A 17,037-nucleotide genomic window follows, 5' to 3' on the forward strand; every position below is an offset into this window, starting at 1 on the left:
GGCGACGAAGGGCGAGCATAACCGAAGATGAGACAAGGTGTGACAGATGGCGTTGTGTTGGCTGCACCGGCCTCTTCGCGAGCAAGCCCGCTCCCACATTCGACCGCATTCCAAAGCATGGACTCGGTCAAGTGTGGGAGCGGGCTTGCTCGCGAAGAGGCCAGCTCAGGCGCTACATAACTATCAGAACAACACCTTCGCCACATCCGCAAAGCGCTTGGCAAAGTGCACCGTCATCCCTTCCTTCAGGTACTCCGGCAGCTCTTCAAAGCTCCCCCGGTTAGGCTCCGGCAAGATCAACTCGTGAATCTTCTGGCGCCGCGCCGCAATCACCTTCTCGCGCACCCCGCCAATCGGCAGCACATGCCCGGTCAGCGTCAGTTCACCGGTCATGGCCACGCCTTTTTTCGGCGGCTGGTTACGCGCCAGCGACAGCAGCGCACTGGCCATGGTCACGCCCGCGCTCGGGCCGTCTTTCGGCGTGGCGCCTTCCGGCACGTGCAGGTGCACGAAGGCTTCATCGAAGAACTTCGGGTCACCGCCAAACGACTTCAGGTTCGAGCTGATGTAGCTGTAGGCAATCTCGGCCGACTCCTTCATCACTTCACCCAGTTGCCCGGTGAGCTTGAAGCCACGGTTCAGCGTGTGGATGCGCGTCGCCTCGATCGGCAGGGTCGCGCCGCCCATGCTGGTCCAGGCCAGGCCGGTGATCACACCGGTGCCCGACAGCACTTGCTCGTTACGGAACACCGGCATGCCCAGGGAGGCTTCCAGGTCCTTGTTGCCGATCTTGATCACCGAGTCCGGCTCATCCAGCAGCTTGACCACCGCCTTGCGCACCAGTTTGCCCAGCTGTTTCTCCAACTGACGCACCCCGGCTTCGCGAGCGTAACCATCGATCAGGGCGCGCAGGGCGCCGTCGCTGATGGACAGGCTGTTTTTCGACACGCCGGCTTTTTCCAGCTGCTTTGGCCACAGGTGACGCTTGGCAATCGCGACCTTTTCTTCGGTGATGTAGCCCGACAGGCGAATCACTTCCATCCGGTCCAGCAACGGGCCGGGGATCGAATCCAGGGTGTTGGCGGTGCACACGAACAGCACTTTGGACAGGTCCAGGCGCAGGTCCAGGTAGTGGTCGAGGAATTCGACGTTCTGTTCCGGGTCGAGGGTTTCGAGCAGGGCCGAGGCCGGGTCGCCCTGGTAGCTCTGGCCCATCTTGTCGATCTCGTCGAGCATGATCACCGGGTTCATCACTTCCACATCTTTGAGGGCTTGCACCAGCTTGCCCGGCATCGCACCGATGTAGGTGCGGCGATGGCCCTTGATCTCGGCCTCGTCGCGCATGCCGCCGACGCTGAAGCGGTAGAACGGCCGGCCGAGGGATTCGGCAATCGATTTGCCGACACTGGTCTTGCCCACGCCCGGCGGGCCCACCAGCAACACGATGGAGCCGGCGACTTCGCCCTTATAGGCGCCCACGGCGAGGAACTCGAGGATGCGACTCTTGATGTCATCCAGGCCGGCGTGGTGTTTGTCGAGTACCTTGCGGGCGTGCTTGAGGTCGAGTTTGTCCTCGCCATACACGCCCCACGGCACCGAGGTGGCCCAGTCCAGGTAGTTGCGGGTGACCGCGTACTCCGGCGAACCGGTTTCCAGGATCGACAGCTTGTTCATTTCTTCGCTGATGCGTTTCTGCGCCTGGGTCGGCAGGACCTTGTCCACCAGGCGCTGTTCGAATTGCTCGACGTCGGCGCTGCGATCGTCCTTGGTCAGCCCCAGCTCTTGCTGGATGACCTTGAGTTGTTCCTTGAGGAAGAACTCGCGCTGGTGCTCGCCGATCTTGCGGTTCACTTCGGCGGAGATTTCTTTTTGCAGGCGCGCGACTTCGACTTCCTTGCGCAGCATCGGCAGGACTTTTTCCATGCGCTTGAGCATGGGCACGCAGTCCAGCACTTGCTGCAGTTCAGTGCCGGTGGCCGAGGTGAGGGCGGCGGCGAAGTCGGTCAGCGGCGACGGGTCGTTGGGGCTGAAGCGGTTGAGGTAGTTCTTCAGTTCTTCGCTGTACAGCGGGTTGAGCGGCAGCAGTTCCTTGATCGCATTGATCAGCGCCATGCCGTAGGCCTTGACCTCGTCGGTCGGCTGGGTCGGCTGGTGCGGGTATTCGACTTCCACCAGGTACGGTGGGCGGTGGTGCTTGAGCCAGGTCTTGATCCGCACGCGGGTCAGGCCCTGGGCGACGAATTGCAGCTTGCCGTTTTCGCGGCTGGCGTGGTGCACCTTCACCAGGGTGCCGTACAGCGGCAGGCTGGAGGTGTCGAAGTGGCGCGGATCTTCGGGCGGGGTTTCCATGAAGAACAGGGCAAGGGAGTGGTGGTCGGACTTGCTCACCAGCTCCAGGGTTTCGGCCCACGGCTCTTCATTGACGATCACCGGCAACACTTGCGCCGGGAAGAAAGGCCGATTGTGGATCGGGATGATGTAGACCTTGTCGGGCAGGTTTTGCCCTGGGAGGGCCAAGCCAGTGTTTGCGGAAGTGTGTTCAGCGTTTTCCGGGTCGGCGTAGTCGTTGAGGTCGATGTCCGGGAATTCTTGCTGGTCGCTCATGGGGCACCTGCATAGGGAAGTATGCAAGTTAGATGGGGCGGGTCGGCAGTGGTTTCAATGGGGGGGGTGAGATAGCAACATATTGCACAATATTTTCAAAAGCACCGCTGAACAAATGTGGGAGCGGGCTTGCTCGCGAAGGCGGTCTGTCAGTCGATGCATCTGTGACTGATGCGCCGCCTTCGCGAGCAAGCCCGCTCCCACATTTTCGATTGCATTTCGTCAGCTGAGTTTGTGCAAGTAGGCCGGTAAAGGTTGTTCAGGCAGCACCGACAGCACCTTCAAACGCTGCAACATCCGCTGCCGGGCCCGTTGCAGGTGCTCGCGCAGGTTCAGTGCGGCGGCGTCGAAGGCGCCATGCAGCAACAGCTCAAGGATCAGCCGGTGCTCGGCCAGCATCGCCGGATCGGCACCGATGCCCAGCAGCCGGTAGAAAATCCGGCTGATGATCATCGGGCTCTGCCCCTGGCGGATCAGCGCGGCGATCTTGCGATTTTGCAGGCCGGCGAGGCAGTGCTGGTGCAGGTCTTCCTCGATCTGCTCGATCTCTTCCAGGCTGCAATGGGCGCTGTTTTGCGCATCGAGCACGCGCTGCAACATGGCGTGCAGCAGGTCGCGGTCGAGGTTCGGCGCGCTCTGGCGCAGGGCTTCGGGCTCCAGGCAGGCGCGCAGTTCGTAGTCTTCGGTGACTTCCCGGGCAGTCAGTGGCCCGGCCAGCCATTGGGAATAGGGTTCCTTTTCCACCAGGCCACGGTCCCGCAGGCGCATCAGCGCTTCACGCACCACCGCGCGGCTGACGTTGTAGTGCTCGGCGGCGGCCTGTTCATCGAGGCGATAATGCCCGAAGGCGATACAGGTCGAGAGCGCCGCGCCGATTTCCTCGACGATGCGCTCCCCCAGTGGCCGGGTGTCCACCAATTCATCTTCACCGTTGAGGCCCAGGTGCGCATGGCTCAGGGGCAGGCGCAGCGGCTCCATGTCCAGGCCGTCGGGGTTGATCAGGTAACCCCGGCCATCGAAGCGGCAGATCAACCCTTCGTCATGCAACAGGTTCAGCGCCTTGCGCACCGGCACCCGGCTGGTGCCGAACAATTCGGCCAGCGGCGCTTCCAGCAACACCAGGCCATGGCGGGCGGTGCCGTGGGTGATGGCGTCGCGCAGAACCTGGTGAATCATCGCGTAACGGGAAGCCGAGGCTGACACTGCTTTCATCGGGCTCTCTGGAGCAAACGGGTCGGTGGCCGGGGATTCTCTCATAGTTGCGCCTGTCACTCTGCGCCACGTCGGTGGCACTTTTTTGGGGCCTTCAGAGGGTTGATGTTACTTTTCTGCACCAAAATGTATTTATTAATAAAAGATACATTATTTCATTCCTGGCGAGCCTTAAACACCAGCCGATATTTCTTTTAATGCCTGAAACCCATCTAGCCCGTGGATCTGCTCCAAAGTGCCAGGTGTGGCAACCGAGCTGTCCACAAGACTGGCACGAAAGCTGCCTTTGTAAAATGTACATTTTATTAATATGTACATTTTTTAAAGGTCGTTCCCATGTCAGACGCCACTTCAATGGCCGAGGATTTCGCCAGCGGTCGCAGCGACCCGGTGCAGGTCCTGGAACAGGCAATTGCCCACGCGAGCATGGCCCCCGGCGTGTTCATCTCCCTGACCGCCGAGCGCGCTCGCCGTGAGGCCGAAGCGTCGGCCGCCCGTTGGCGTGCCGGCCAGCCGTTGAGCGTGTTCGACGGGGTGCCACTGGCCTGGAAAGATCTGTTCGATGTGGCCGGCAGCATTACCACGGCGGGCGCGGCCTATCGCCGTAATGCGCCGGCCGCCTTGCTGGACGCGCCAAGTGTGGGCCTGTTGTGCCGCGCCGGAATGGTCAGCGTCGGCAAGACCAACCTCAGCGAGCTGGCCTATTCCGGCCTGGGCCTGAACCCGCATTTCGGCACGCCGCACAACCCGGCCAGCGTCGATCAACCGCGGATTCCCGGCGGCTCGTCGTCGGGCTCGGCGGTCGCCGTGGCAGCCGGCATCGTGCCGATCGCCATGGGTACCGACACCGCCGGCTCCATCCGTATTCCGGCTGCGCTGAATGGCGTGGTCGGTTATCGCAGCAGTTGCCGGCGCTACAGCCGCGACGGCGTTTTTCCGCTGGCTCACACCCTCGACAGCCTCGGCCCGCTGACCCGCAGCGTGCGCGATGCACTGGCCATCGACGACCTGCTCAATGGTCGCGACCAGCGCCCACCACGCCCGCCCCGCAGCCTCAATGGCCAGCGGTTCTGGGTCGAGCAAAGTGTGCTGGAAGACGCACGGGTTGAACCTGCGGTGCGCGATAACCTGCAACGTTGTGTGGACCGATTGAAGGCAGATGGCGCGCTGATTGACGTGCGCCCCTCGAAGACCTTCCAGGCCACCCTCGACCTGATCCTGCACCAGGGCTGGCTCGGCGCCTTCGAAGCCTTCGCCCTCCACGAAGCCCTGCTCGACAGCCCTGATGCCGAGCAACTCGACCCCCGCGTTCGCCGTCGCCTTGAAGCGGCCCGCACACTGCCGGCCAGCCAACTGCTGGCGCTGTACGACGCCCGTCGCCGCCTGCAACAGCAGCTTGTCGACGAACTCGACGGCGCGATCCTCATCACCCCCACCGTGGCCCATGTGGCCCCGGCCCTGGCGCCGTTGGAAGTCGACTTTGAACTGTTCGTCAGCACCAACCTCGCCACCCTGCGCCTGACCATGCCCGGCAGCCTGCTGGACATGCCCGGCGTCAGCCTGCCCAGCGGCCGTGATGCCCTGGGCCTGCCCACCGGCCTGTTGCTCAGCGCCCCCAGCGGCGAAGACGCGCGCCTGCTTCGGGCCGCGCTGTCAGTAGAAACCGCACTCACTTTTTAAGGAGACACATCATGGCTAAAGACATCCTCTGTGCATTTGGCGTCGACGTCGACGCGGTCGCCGGCTGGCTCGGTTCCTATGGCGGCGAAGATTCCCCGGACGACATTTCCCGCGGCCTGTTCGCCGGTGAAATCGGTGCGCCACGCCTGCTCAAATTGTTCGAGCGCTACGGCCTGCGCACCACCTGGTTTATTCCCGGCCACTCGATGGAAACCTTCCCCGAGCAGATGAAGGCGGTGGCCGACGCCGGTCACGAAATCGGTGTGCACGGCTACAGCCACGAAAACCCGATTGCGATGACGGCCGAGCAGGAAGAAATCGTCCTCGACAAGTCCATCGAGCTGATCACCCAGGTCACCGGCAAACGCCCCACCGGCTACGTCGCGCCGTGGTGGGAATTCAGCAAGGTCACCAACGAACTGCTGCTGAAAAAAGGCATCAAGTACGACCACAGCCTGATGCACAACGACTTCCACCCGTACTACGTGCGCAAGGGCGACACCTGGACCAAGATCGACTACAGCCAGCACCCCGACACCTGGATGAAACCCCTTGTGCGCGGCGAAGAAACCGACCTGGTGGAGATCCCGGCCAACTGGTACCTAGACGACCTGCCGCCGATGATGTTCATCAAGAAAGCCCCGAACAGCCATGGCTTCGTCAACCCGCGTCACCTCGAAGAAATGTGGCGCGACCAGTTCGACTGGGTCTACCGCGAGCACGAACACGCGGTGTTCACCATGACTATCCACCCCGACGTGTCCGGCCGCCCGCAAGTGCTGCTGATGCTTGAGCGGCTGATCGAACACATCCAGAGCCATGCCGGCGTGCGCTTCGTCACCTTCGACGAAATCGCCGATGACTTTATCCGCCGCCAACCACGTACCTGACACCTGTACCTAAACCCTGGCCAACCTCCCGAGGCGCGATTCATGTCTATCTACAACAAGCTTGATCTGACTGGCTGGAAACCCCGGCAACTGACGCCCAAGGAAGTGCGTTTCGCCACCTGGATCGCGTTTTTCGCCTGGGTGTTTGCGGTGTATGACTTCATCCTTTTCGGCACCTTGCTGCCGGAAATCGGGCGGCACTTTAATTGGGGTGAAGTGGAGCAGGCGGAGATTGCGACATGGGTGGCGGTAGGCACCGCCGTGGTCGCGCTGGCCATCGGTCCGATCGTGGACAAACTGGGTCGGCGCAAAGGGATTATTTTCACCGTGGCCGGTTCGGCGATCTGCTCGGCGCTCACCGCCATTGGTGGTGCGTGGGGCAAGTCTTCGCTGATCCTGATCCGTTCGCTGGGCGGCCTGGGGTATGCCGAGGAAACCGTCAACGCGACTTACTTGAGCGAACTGTACGCGGCTTCCGATGATCCAAAACTGGCCAAGCGTCGCGGCTTTATCTACAGCCTGGTGCAGGGCGGCTGGCCGGTGGGCGCGTTGATCGCGGCGGGTTTGACCGCGCTGCTGCTGCCGGTGATTGGCTGGCAGGGGTGCTTCGTGTTTGCGGCGATCCCGGCGATTGTGATCGCGGTCATGGCGCGCAAGCTCAAGGAAAGCCCGCAGTTCCAGATTCACCAGCGCATCAGCGAGCTGCGTAAAAGCGGCGCGGTGAAAGAAGCGCAAAACGTCGCCGTGACCTACGGCGTGGACTATGACGAACACAGCAAGGCCGGCCTCAAGGCCGCATTCCGTGGCCCGGCCCGCCGTGCAACCCTGGTGATCGGTGCGGCGCTGCTGCTCAACTGGGCGGCGATCCAGGTGTTCAGCGTGCTGGGTACGTCGGTGATCGTCAGCGTGCACCACATCTCGTTCGAGAACTCGCTGATCATCCTCGTGCTGTCGAACCTGGTGGGTTACTGCGGCTACCTCAGCCACGGCTGGATGGGCGACAAGATCGGCCGGCGCAATGTCATCGGCCTGGGCTGGATGCTCGGCGGGCTGTCGTTTGCCGGGATGCTGTTTGGCCCGAGCAACATGGCGATGGTGGTGGGGCTGTACAGCCTGGGCCTGTTCTTCCTGATCGGGCCGTACTCGGCGGCGCTGTTTTTCATCAGTGAAAGTTTCCCCACCAGCATCCGTGCCACCGGCGGCGCGATCATCCATGCCATGGGGCCGATTGGTGCGGTGGTTGCCGGGTTCGGCGCGACCCAGGTGTTGTCGGCCGGGAGTGACTGGCAGACCGCTGCGCTGTGGTTTGGCGCAGTGCCGTGCTTCCTCTCCGGTGCGTTGATGTTTGCCGCGCGCCACGTGCGTCCGGAAACCGTCCAGTAAGGAGTTGATTCGATGAGTCGTAAAGTTGCATTGATTACCGGTGCCGCCAGCGGCATCGGCCAGGCCCTCGCGGTGGCGTATGCCCGCAGCGGCGTGGCGGTGGTGGGTGGGTATTACCCGGCCGATCCCCATGACCCGCATCACACGGTTGCGCTGGTGGAAGAGGCGGGCGGTGAATGCCTGATGTTGCCGCTGGACGTGGGCGATACAACCTCGGTGGATAACCTGGCGGCGCAGGCGGTCCAGCACTTCGGTCGCCTCGATTACGCGGTGGCCAACGCCGGTTTGTTACGCCGTGCGCCACTGCTGGAGATGACCGACGAGCTGTGGAACGAGATGCTCAACGTCGACCTGACCGGGGTGATGCGCACCTTCCGGGCTGCAACCCGGCACATGCATGAAGGCGGTGCGCTGGTGGCGATTTCGTCGATTGCCGGTGGCGTGTATGGCTGGCAGGAGCACGCGCACTATGCGGCGGCCAAGGCCGGCGTGCCGGGGTTGTGTCGGTCGCTGGCGGTGGAATTGGCGTCGTTGGGGATTCGTTGCAATGCGGTGATTCCGGGGTTGATCGAGACGCCGCAGTCGCTGGACGCGAAGAACTCCCTCGGGCCGGAAGGGCTGGCGAAAGCGGCGCGGGCGATTCCGTTGGGCCGGGTCGGGCGGGCGGATGAAGTGGCGTCCCTGGTGCGGTTTTTGACCAGTGAGGAGTCGAGCTACCTGACCGGGCAGAGCATTGTGATTGATGGTGGCTTGACCGTGCGCTGGCCGGACTAACCCCCAGTTTTAAGCCGGACTCGCTCCAAATGTGGGAGCGGGCTTGCTCGCGAAAGCGGAGTGCCAGCCAATACATGCGGAACTGATCCACCGCATTCGCGAGCAAGTCGAATCGTCGCACCGCCGCTCCCACATTKTTGACCGCGTTCGCCGTTTGATTATTTGAGGAGTTCACCATGCCCCAACTCGCTAACCGCCGTGCTGTGATCACCGGCGCCGGCAGCGGCATCGGCGCCGCCATCGCCCGCGCCTACGCCGTCGAAGGCGCGCGTCTGTTGCTGGCCGACCGCGATGCCGCCACCCTCGCCGAAACCGCCATCACCTGCCGCAACCTCGGCGCCGAAGTCCTCGAGTGCGTGGCCGATGTCGGCACCGTCGACGGCGCCCAGGCCAGCGTCGATGCCTGCGTCACCCACTACGGCGGCATCGACATCCTGGTCAACAACGCCGGCATGCTGACCCAGGCCCGTTGCGTCGACCTGACCCTGGACATGTGGAACGACATGCTGCGCGTCGACCTCACCAGCGTGTTCGTCGCCAGCCAGCGCGCCTTGCCTCACATGATCGCGCAGCGCTGGGGCCGGATCATCAACGTCGCCTCGCAACTGGGGATCAAGGGCGGCGCCGAGTTGACGCACTATGCGGCGGCAAAGGCCGGCGTGATCGGCTTCACTAAATCCCTGGCCCTGGAAGTGGCCAAGGACAACGTACTGGTCAACGCCATCGCACCCGGGCCCATCGAAACGCCATTGGTAGGCGGCATCAGCGACACCTGGAAACGCGCCAAGGCCGCCGAGTTGCCCCTGGGTCGTTTCGGCCTGGCGGACGAAGTCGCGCCGACTGCCGTGCTGCTGGCCAGCGAGCCGGGCGGCAATCTGTTCGTCGGCCAGACCCTTGGCCCGAACTCCGGCGACGTCATGCCATGAGCGGGTACTAAGCATGTGCGGACTTTGCGGCCTGCTGGGCGAAGACCTGCACTGGAGCGACCCTTTGGGCGATGAATTGCCGCGCCGACGTGAACGCCTGCGCCGCATCGCGGCGATCAACCAGGTGCTGGCGGTGTTCCGGCTCAAGGTCGAAGACTTTCAGGGCGCGTCCTATCTGCTGCTGGGCGCCACCGGCAAACAGGAACTGGCCAGCGGCCTGGATCAACTGTGGCAGGCGGCAGAGACCATGCTCGGTCGACCGCTGGACCCGTTGGACCCGCGCCTGCTCGATCATCTGGAACTGTAGGAGCCCGGCTTGTCGGCGATGGCGTCCTTGATATCGCCATCGCCGGCAAGCCGGACTCCTGCAGGGGCATCATTGAGGTAGAACTATGAGCATCGCGCTAAACGTCATCACCGGCTTCCTCGGCAGCGGCAAGACCACCTTGCTCAAGCGCCTGCTGCAAGGTGAAAGCCTGGGCGACACGGCGTTGCTGATCAATGAGTTCGGCGACGTCGGCATCGACCACCTGCTGGTGGAGGAAGTCGCGCCGGACACGGTGCTGCTGCCCAGCGGCTGCGTGTGCTGTTCGATTCGCGGCGAGTTGAAAGACGCCTTGCTCGGCCTGTTGCAGCGTCGTGAGCGGGGTGAGATTCCGGCTTTCAAGCGGGTGATCCTGGAAACCACCGGCCTGGCCGACCCGGCGCCAATCCTCGCGACCTTGAACAACGACGTGCAACTGCGCGGGCGCTTTCATATCGGCCTGGTGGTGACGCTGGTGGACGCCAGCCACGCCGCTTTGCAAGAGCGCCTGCACCCGGAATGGCTGGCGCAAGTGGCCGCTGCCGATCGCCTGCTGTTGAGCAAGACCGACCTCGTCGAAGACTGTGGCCCGTTGCGCTTGCACTTGCAGGCACTGAACGCCGGCACGCCGATCCTCAATACCTGCGATATCGACAGCGGTGAACAACTGCTGCTTGGCGAAGGCCTGCGCAGTGCCGAGCCCGCTGCAGAAGTCCGCCGCTGGAAACTCCATCAAACCACCGCCGCCAACCACGGCGCTGCGCAAGTCTGTTGCCTGACCTTCGATCAGCCGCTGGATTGGGTCGGTTTCGGGGTCTGGTTATCGATGCTGTTAAGATGCCACGGCGAACGTATTCTTCGCGTCAAAGGACTGCTCAACGTGAACGCCAGTAACGCTCCCATCGTCATTCATGGCGTGCAGCATTGCCTGCATGCCCCGGTTCACCTGCCTGCCTGGCCGGGGACCGATCGGCAATCGCGCCTGGTGTTTATCCTGCGCGGGCTCGACCCGGCTCTGCTGCGGCGCTCCTTTGAAGTGTTCTCCAGAAGGTTCGCCGCATGATCACGCTTCGCGTCCTCGGCACCTCGGTGACCTTGCTCGAAACCTTGCGTGTGCGAGCGGAAAAAGAGCTGGGCATTCGCCTGGTGTACCAGGTGCATGATGTCGAGCAGGCTCAGCGCATTGCGGTGATGCAGCCTGACAGCTACGACCTCTACGACCAGTGGTTTCACAACGTCGACTTCGTGTGGCCGGCGCGGGCGATCCAGCCGATCGACACCCGGCGCATTGCGCTGTGGCACGAGATCAACGACCTGCCCAAGCGCGGACGCTTGTCCGCCAACGACCGTCTGGGCAGCGGCAGTGTGCCCAGCGAGCGCCTCTTCGTGCAGCACGACGGCAGCCTCGGCAGCACCGTCACCGAACGCATCAGCATGCTGCCCCTGACCCACAACGCCGACAGTTTCGCCTACCGCCCCGAGCGCTTGCCCGAAGGGTTCAACCGCGGCAACGAGAGTTGGGGCTGGTTGCTGGACCCGGCCTGGGGCGCACGCACTGCGTTGCAGAGCGACGCCGCCATCGGCGCCCTGGACGCGGCGCTGGCCGTGCAAGGCGCGGGCCTCGCGAGCTTCAAGGACATCGGCAACATGAGCATCGAAGAGATCGATGTACTGGCCGATATCCTGGTGCGTAAACAGAAGGAAGGCCACTTCGCGGCGTTCTGGTCCGATGACGAGGAAGCCGCGCAACTGATGCTCAGCCCGAGCATCGATATCCAGAGCCTGTGGTCACCGACCCTGATGCGCCTGCATCGGGCCGGGGTCAAATACCGCCTGGCGGTGCCCCGTGAAGGCTATCGCGCCTGGTTCGGCGGGTTGTCGCTGTCGCGTCATGCCAAGGGCCCGGTGCTGGATGCGGCCTATGCCTACCTCAACTGGTGGCTGTCCGGCTGGCCGGGTGCGGTGATGGCGCGCCAGGGTTATTACATCGGCAACCCGGCTCGCAGCCGAGATCACCTGAGCAGCGCCGAATGGGACTACTGGTACGCCGGGCTGCCCGCCCGGGAAGAGCTGTTGGGCAGCGATGGCTTGCCGCTGATCGATGTGGGTGACGTGCGCGACGGCGGTTCCTATGAACAGCGCATGGGGCATATCGCGGTGTGGAACTCGGTGATGGATGAGCACAACTATCTCGTGCGGCGTTGGGGGGACTTCATGCGGGCGCGAACGTCGTAACGCCAGCCTGTCGCCAAATTAATGACATATAAACTCCCGTATTTATTGGGTGCACTTCTTCTCTTGCGCAGCTAATCTGGATAATTCAAATATCCCTGTAAAAAGGATATTTATTTGACGCCGGTTCAGCTATCGCGAGGGACGCGTATGACGAAGGGACGTTTCGGCTGGAGGGGGCAGGCGCTGCCAGAGGGCAACAGAATGAGGTGGCGCCATACGTTTCAAACCCGGATTGCCGGGGTGCTGGCGCTGCTGTTGCTGGTGGTCGTGGCGGCGGTGTATTTCGCGGTGAAGACCGCCACCAATCGCGCCGTGGAAAACCAGGCTCAGGTGCAGCTGGAAACCGGCAGCCAGGTGTTCGAACGCCTGCTCGACCTGCGTGGCCGGCGCCTGCAATACGGCTTGAACTGGCTGACGGCGGACCTGCCGTTTCGCCAGGCTGTCGCCGATGGCGAACCCGACGCGATTCTCGCGACCCTGCGCCGGCATGGCACCGGCCTGAGTTCCAGCGAGGTATTTGTGCTGGGGCTCGACGGCCGCGTGATGGTCAGCACGTTACCGGCGCTGACGTCCGGCCAGGCCTTTCCCTATAACGATGCCTTGCGCCAGGCCCGGCGCAGCGGCCTGCAAATGTTGATCGTGGCCCTGGATGGCCGGCCTTTCCTGCTGGTGCAACAGGAAGTCGTCGACCCCGCGCCGATCGCCCGTGTCGCCATGGGCTTTCCGATGGACGAAATCTTTGCCAGTGAATTGCGCTCCATGAGCAACCTGGAAGTGTCGTTCATCAGCGCGCAGCATGGTCAGCCCGGCGAATTGTTCAGTACTCAGCCCGAGGCGCTACAGGCGTCGATTGCCAGCGACCTGCAGGGCGCGTACATCACTCCGGTGGCGCAATTAAACCTGTTCCACGGCCAGCGCTATCTCAGCCAGGTGCTGCCGTTGGGCAACACGGCAGACGGTGGCGAGGTCCGGGTGCTGCTGCAAAGCCCGCTGGACCACGCCCTTGAATCCTTCGCGCCGCTGGACCGGCAATTTCTCGCGATCGCCCTGGTGGTGCTGCTGGTGTCGCTCGCGGGTGCGTTGTTTCTGGCGCGGCGGGTTTCACGCCCACTCAATGCGTTGGTGCAGGCGGCCGAACGCATCGGGGCCGGTGACTACCGCACACCGGTAGAGGTGCGCAGCCACGATGAGTTCGGCCTGCTGGCCCAGGCCTTCAACGCCATGCAAAACGGGATTGCGGTACGCGAGCGACAACTGGCCCACAACGCCTTGCACGACCCGCTCACCGGCCTGCCTAACCGCGCGCTGGCCATGGAGCGCCTGGGCAGCGCCATCAGCGCTGGCCGGCCGGTGGTGTTGCTGTACTTGGGGATTGAAAACTACCGGGTGATCAACGAAGGCTACGGCCCGGAAGGCGTGGAAGAAATGCTCCGCGAAGCCAGCCGCTGCCTGCTGTCGAGCCTGTCGGCCAGCGACACCGCCGCGCGCATCACCGGCAGCGAGTTTTTGCTGCTGCTGGAAAACACCGCGATCGACCGCGCGGTGGCCCTGGCTGACCGCTTGTATGGGCTGCTCACCGAACCCCAGCGCATTGGTGGCGATGAATTGCGCCACGAAGTGAGCATCGGCATCGCCGCCTACCCGGCCGACGGCCAGCAGGTTGAAGAGCTGATCAGCCGCGCCGCGATTGCCCGCCACGATGCGGCAGCGTTCCCGGGTTACTTACAGATCTACCAGCAGGACCGCGACCTCGCCCATCAACGCCAGATCAGCCTGATTCGTGACCTGCGCCGGGCGCCGACGGAGGGCGAGTTGTACCTGTGTTACCAGCCCAAGCTCGACCTGCACCATGGCCATGTGCGCCAGGCCGAAGCGCTGTTGCGCTGGCAGCACCCGACCCTGGGCCTGGTGTCGCCGGCCGAGTTCATTCCCCTGGCCGAGCGCACCGGCAGCATGGGCAGCCTGACCCAGTGGGTGATCGAAGAAGCCATTCGCCAACTGGCCGAGTGGGCGGTGCGCGGGTTGGAGGTGCAGTTGTCGGTGAACATCTCGGTGGATGACCTCGCCGATGACGGCCTGGCCCCGCGGGTGACCGAGTTGCTGGCGCACTACCGGGTATCGGCCCGGCAACTGATTTTCGAAATCACCGAAAGCGCGATCATGCACAACCCGGCCCAGGCCCTCAGCGTGCTGGAGCAACTGCGCGCTTGTGGCATCAGCCTGTCGGTGGATGACTTCGGCACCGGCTATTCATCCCTGGCGCAACTGCAACGCCTGCCGGTGCAGGAATTGAAGATCGACCAATCGTTTGTGCGCAACCTCGACAGCACTTCCGGCGACGGCGTGATCGTGCGCTCGACCATCGAAATGAGCCACAACCTGGGGCTCAAGGTGGTGGCCGAAGGGGTGGAGTTCGAGCCCAGCCTCAAGCTGCTCAAGCTCTGGAAGTGCGACACGGCCCAGGGCTATCTGATCAGCCGGCCGTTGAATGCCATGGCGTTTGAGATGTGGATGCGCCGCGAGCGCGTGCCGGTCTAGGGCGTCGGTGGCTGCACCGACGCCGGTCTTTCAGTGTTCCACCGTTGCATCGACCAGGCTTTGCAACCGTTCCCACAAGCCTTCGACGTGGTGGCGCTCCGTCCCCAGCGCGCCAATGGACACGCGTACCATCCAGCGCTCGTCGAGCACGGCGGGAGTGACGTAGGCGCTGCCTGAATGGTTGAGCTTTTCCGCCCAGGCCCGGGTGTAGTTATCCAGCGCCTCACCATCAAGGCCTGGTGGCTCGTGGCGAATGCACAAGGTTTGCAGGGTGACGGCGGCTACCAGTTTCCAGTGTTTGCTGCCTTCAATCTGTTCTGCCAGCCAGCGGGCATTCGCCAGGTCACGCCGCAGCCGGGCCTGCAGGCCGCTGACGCCTTGCTCGCGGATCAGGAACCACAGCTTCAGCGCGCGGAACCGGCTGCCCAGGGAGATCCGCCAGTCGCGGTAGTTCCTGACCTGGCCGTCAGCCTTGGACTGTAGATAGCTGGGGTTGGTGGTCATGATGCGAATCAAGTGCTCGGGGTCGCGTACAAAGTACACCGAGCAATCAAACGCCGCCCCCAGCCATTTGTGAGGGTTGAGGACCAGCGAGTCGGCGTTCTCGATGCCGTGCCACAGCGCGCGGCATTCCGGGAGGATCATCGCGGCCCCGGCCATGGCTGAGTCGACATGCAACCACAGGCCGTGGCGTTGCGTCAGGGCGCCGATGGCTTCCAGGGGGTCGATGGCCATGGCTGCCGTTGTGCCGGTGGTCGCAATCACCACACAGGGTCTGTTCCCGGCAGCCAGGTCTTGTTCGATTGCCCGCTCCAATGCATGCGGTGACATTGCATTGTGTTCGTCGGTTGCCACGGTACGGATATTGTTCTGGCCGAACCCCGCCAGGATCGCGGCCTTGTTCACTGAACTATGGGCGTGGGCCGAGGTGTAGACGATCAAGGGGGCGCCGCTGTTTTGCAGGCCATCGTGCATCAGCGCGTAGTGGGAGCTGCGTTCGCGGGCGCTGATCAGCGCCACCAGGGTGGAGGTCGAGGCCGAGTCCTGGATCACTCCGCTCCAGTTGGCGCTCAGGCCGATCATGTCGCGCAGCCAATCGGTGGTGACTTCCTCGATTTCGGTCAGGGCCGGGCTCGATTGCCACGACAATCCCACTACGCCCAGGCCGGTACTCAAGCAATCGCCGAGGACGGAGGACAGTTCCACATTCGACGGGAAGAACCCGAAGAAACTTGGATGCTGCCAATGCAACAGACCGGGCATGATCAGTGTTTCGACGTCGCCCATGATCTGTTCGAACGGTTCGGCTGTCTCAGGCGGGCTGGCCGGCAATGCGGACCTGATTTCGCCCGGGGCCGTGGTGGGTTGCACACCGCGTTGCTCGATGTTTTGTCGATAGTCTGCAATCAGGTCGATCATGGCGTGGCCATGTCGGCGGAATTCTTCAGGTGTCATATCAGGGTGTCCGTCAGGAAGAGAAATAAAGGCGTTAGCACCAGAAGTAAAACGGCTGGCCAGTGGTATAGCCGATAAACGACTGGATGCTGATGCGCTTGCCTGAATCGAAACCGCAAATGGCATGGGGACGGCGAGTATTGATAATCACCAGTTCGTTTTTCTGCGGCTGGATGCGCAGCGGTTTTTGCAAACGATCTTCGGGCAGTTCCGCCCCTTCGAAACGGATGACCTCGTCGTAGGTAAACGCCTCGGTATCCCAAATGACCAGTTCACCTCCCGAAGGTGGTACTTCGAGGTAAATATTCGCGCTGAATTGATGTTCCAGTTCGGCAATCGACAAGGGCAGGCAATCGACATGGGGGACTGTTTCGGAGAGGTGGGCTGTCTCCGGGAACATGGCGCGGATAATGCCGCAGAACATCGGCTGGCCCTGGAACGCCGCGGTTGTCGCACCTTCTGGCCACACCTGCCGGATATGCTCCATCAGTAGATGGATGGGTGGTTTGTGCGGGGCACAGAGGTCATCGATCACGCAGCGCATGTGGGTGGCGTCTGCGTAGTATTTCTGTTGCGAATAGCTGTCTGCGGCCTTGCCGTAGGTGGAGTTGAACGGTGTTCCCCAGCGATGGACACCATAGAAATGCTGGACAACTTTTCCGTGCTCATAGGTCTCGTGGTTATATTCCTGGAGCGTCGCCGTTTCGTTGATATGTTTATTTAGTACTTCGCTGGTTTGTTCATTCGCGTAGTCAGGTACCCGGATGGCAAGTATTTCTCCGCGAATAAGTTTTTCCAGGCTGAGTGTGTCGAGTTGCTCAAGTGCCAGGATCCCGGGCGCCTGGCTATGCGGGACTGCAGGTATTGATTCAACGCTGTTGAGGTCCGTCATGATGAAAACTCCATGTTAGTTACAGCACGTCATATAGATAACGTTTGTTTGGCTGGGGATTTACTGGCGACAGTGAGCGTCGGATGGCGCAGGGCCAAAGTTGAGGGAAAGACTTTTGGGGAGGTATAGGACTTTTCCGAGTAA

General features: G+C 62.6%; 13 protein-coding genes. 9 read left to right on the forward strand and 4 right to left on the reverse strand.

The features are described from left to right. Positions 1 to 183: 183 nt before the first annotated feature. Entirely contained in the window at positions 184 to 2,604 is a 2,421-nt protein-coding gene (gene lon, locus JV201_RS04660) for an endopeptidase La (protein WP_003210412.1), read from the reverse strand. Between the two features lie 222 nt (positions 2,605 to 2,826). Continuing rightward, entirely contained in the window at positions 2,827 to 3,816 is a 990-nt protein-coding gene (locus JV201_RS04665) for a GntR family transcriptional regulator (RefSeq protein WP_003210410.1), read from the reverse strand. A 336-nt stretch (positions 3,817 to 4,152) separates the two neighbouring features. Between JV201_RS04665 and JV201_RS04670 the strand changes: the two genes are divergently transcribed. The 9 genes from JV201_RS04670 (at position 4,153) to JV201_RS04710 (ending at position 14,546) form a co-directional block, all read left to right on the forward strand. After that, entirely contained in the window at positions 4,153 to 5,496 is a 1,344-nt protein-coding gene (locus JV201_RS04670) for an amidase (protein WP_177020384.1), read from the forward strand. 11 nt (positions 5,497 to 5,507) lie between these two features. Beyond that, positions 5,508 to 6,386 carry a polysaccharide deacetylase gene (locus tag JV201_RS04675; protein ID WP_003210406.1) on the forward strand — a complete coding sequence of 293 codons (879 nt, stop codon included), beginning with the start codon at positions 5,508 to 5,510 and terminating at the stop codon, positions 6,384 to 6,386. A 42-nt stretch (positions 6,387 to 6,428) separates the two neighbouring features. Further along, positions 6,429 to 7,769: an MFS transporter gene (locus JV201_RS04680; protein WP_003210404.1), complete on the forward strand. Its 1,341-nt coding sequence runs from the start codon at positions 6,429 to 6,431 to the stop codon at positions 7,767 to 7,769. Positions 7,770 to 7,781: 12 nt separating this feature from the next. Next, positions 7,782 to 8,543, forward strand: coding sequence for an SDR family NAD(P)-dependent oxidoreductase (locus JV201_RS04685; protein WP_219406576.1), 762 nt, complete (start codon positions 7,782 to 7,784; stop codon positions 8,541 to 8,543). Between the two features lie 176 nt (positions 8,544 to 8,719). After that, entirely contained in the window at positions 8,720 to 9,469 is a 750-nt protein-coding gene (locus tag JV201_RS04690) for an SDR family NAD(P)-dependent oxidoreductase (RefSeq protein WP_008438505.1), read from the forward strand. Between the two features lie 13 nt (positions 9,470 to 9,482). Beyond that, positions 9,483 to 9,776 carry a hypothetical protein gene (locus JV201_RS04695; RefSeq protein WP_003210398.1) on the forward strand — a complete coding sequence of 98 codons (294 nt, stop codon included), beginning with the start codon at positions 9,483 to 9,485 and terminating at the stop codon, positions 9,774 to 9,776. Between the two features lie 85 nt (positions 9,777 to 9,861). Continuing rightward, positions 9,862 to 10,836: a GTP-binding protein gene (locus JV201_RS04700; RefSeq protein WP_177021380.1), complete on the forward strand. Its 975-nt coding sequence runs from the start codon at positions 9,862 to 9,864 to the stop codon at positions 10,834 to 10,836. Beyond that, on the forward strand, positions 10,833 to 12,008 hold the full coding sequence (locus tag JV201_RS04705) for a PotD/PotF family extracellular solute-binding protein (RefSeq protein ID WP_102368164.1): 1,176 nt from the start codon (positions 10,833 to 10,835) through the stop codon (positions 12,006 to 12,008). Before JV201_RS04700 ends, JV201_RS04705 begins: the two co-directional genes overlap by 4 nt. 201 nt (positions 12,009 to 12,209) lie before the next feature. Next, positions 12,210 to 14,546 (forward strand): bifunctional diguanylate cyclase/phosphodiesterase, encoded by a 2,337-nt coding sequence (locus tag JV201_RS04710; RefSeq protein ID WP_219406577.1) that lies wholly within the window; start codon positions 12,210 to 12,212, stop codon positions 14,544 to 14,546. Between the two features lie 30 nt (positions 14,547 to 14,576). Here the strand turns inward: JV201_RS04710 and JV201_RS04715 are convergent, their stop codons facing one another. Continuing rightward, entirely contained in the window at positions 14,577 to 16,001 is a 1,425-nt protein-coding gene (locus tag JV201_RS04715; RefSeq protein ID WP_008438501.1) for a pyridoxal-dependent decarboxylase, read from the reverse strand. Positions 16,002 to 16,035: 34 nt separating this feature from the next. Beyond that, entirely contained in the window at positions 16,036 to 16,893 is an 858-nt protein-coding gene (locus JV201_RS04720) for a 2OG-Fe(II) oxygenase (RefSeq protein WP_219406578.1), read from the reverse strand. Positions 16,894 to 17,037: the final 144 nt, after the last annotated feature.

The organism is Pseudomonas sp. Colony2 (genome assembly GCF_019382755.1).
Classification (GTDB): Bacteria; Pseudomonadota; Gammaproteobacteria; order Pseudomonadales; family Pseudomonadaceae; genus Aquipseudomonas.

Coding starts and splice junctions, on each gene's coding strand:
- lon (WP_003210412.1), bottom strand. CDS start 2,604: ATGAGCGACCAGCAAGAATTCCCGGACATCGACCTCAACGACTACGCC.
- JV201_RS04665 (WP_003210410.1), bottom strand. CDS start 3,816: ATGAAAGCAGTGTCAGCCTCGGCTTCCCGTTACGCGATGATTCACCAG.
- JV201_RS04670 (WP_177020384.1), top strand. CDS start 4,153: ATGTCAGACGCCACTTCAATGGCCGAGGATTTCGCCAGCGGTCGCAGC.
- JV201_RS04675 (WP_003210406.1), top strand. CDS start 5,508: ATGGCTAAAGACATCCTCTGTGCATTTGGCGTCGACGTCGACGCGGTC.
- JV201_RS04680 (WP_003210404.1), top strand. CDS start 6,429: ATGTCTATCTACAACAAGCTTGATCTGACTGGCTGGAAACCCCGGCAA.
- JV201_RS04685 (WP_219406576.1), top strand. CDS start 7,782: ATGAGTCGTAAAGTTGCATTGATTACCGGTGCCGCCAGCGGCATCGGC.
- JV201_RS04690 (WP_008438505.1), top strand. CDS start 8,720: ATGCCCCAACTCGCTAACCGCCGTGCTGTGATCACCGGCGCCGGCAGC.
- JV201_RS04695 (WP_003210398.1), top strand. CDS start 9,483: ATGTGCGGACTTTGCGGCCTGCTGGGCGAAGACCTGCACTGGAGCGAC.
- JV201_RS04700 (WP_177021380.1), top strand. CDS start 9,862: ATGAGCATCGCGCTAAACGTCATCACCGGCTTCCTCGGCAGCGGCAAG.
- JV201_RS04705 (WP_102368164.1), top strand. CDS start 10,833: ATGATCACGCTTCGCGTCCTCGGCACCTCGGTGACCTTGCTCGAAACC.
- JV201_RS04710 (WP_219406577.1), top strand. CDS start 12,210: ATGAGGTGGCGCCATACGTTTCAAACCCGGATTGCCGGGGTGCTGGCG.
- JV201_RS04715 (WP_008438501.1), bottom strand. CDS start 16,001: ATGACACCTGAAGAATTCCGCCGACATGGCCACGCCATGATCGACCTG.
- JV201_RS04720 (WP_219406578.1), bottom strand. CDS start 16,893: ATGACGGACCTCAACAGCGTTGAATCAATACCTGCAGTCCCGCATAGC.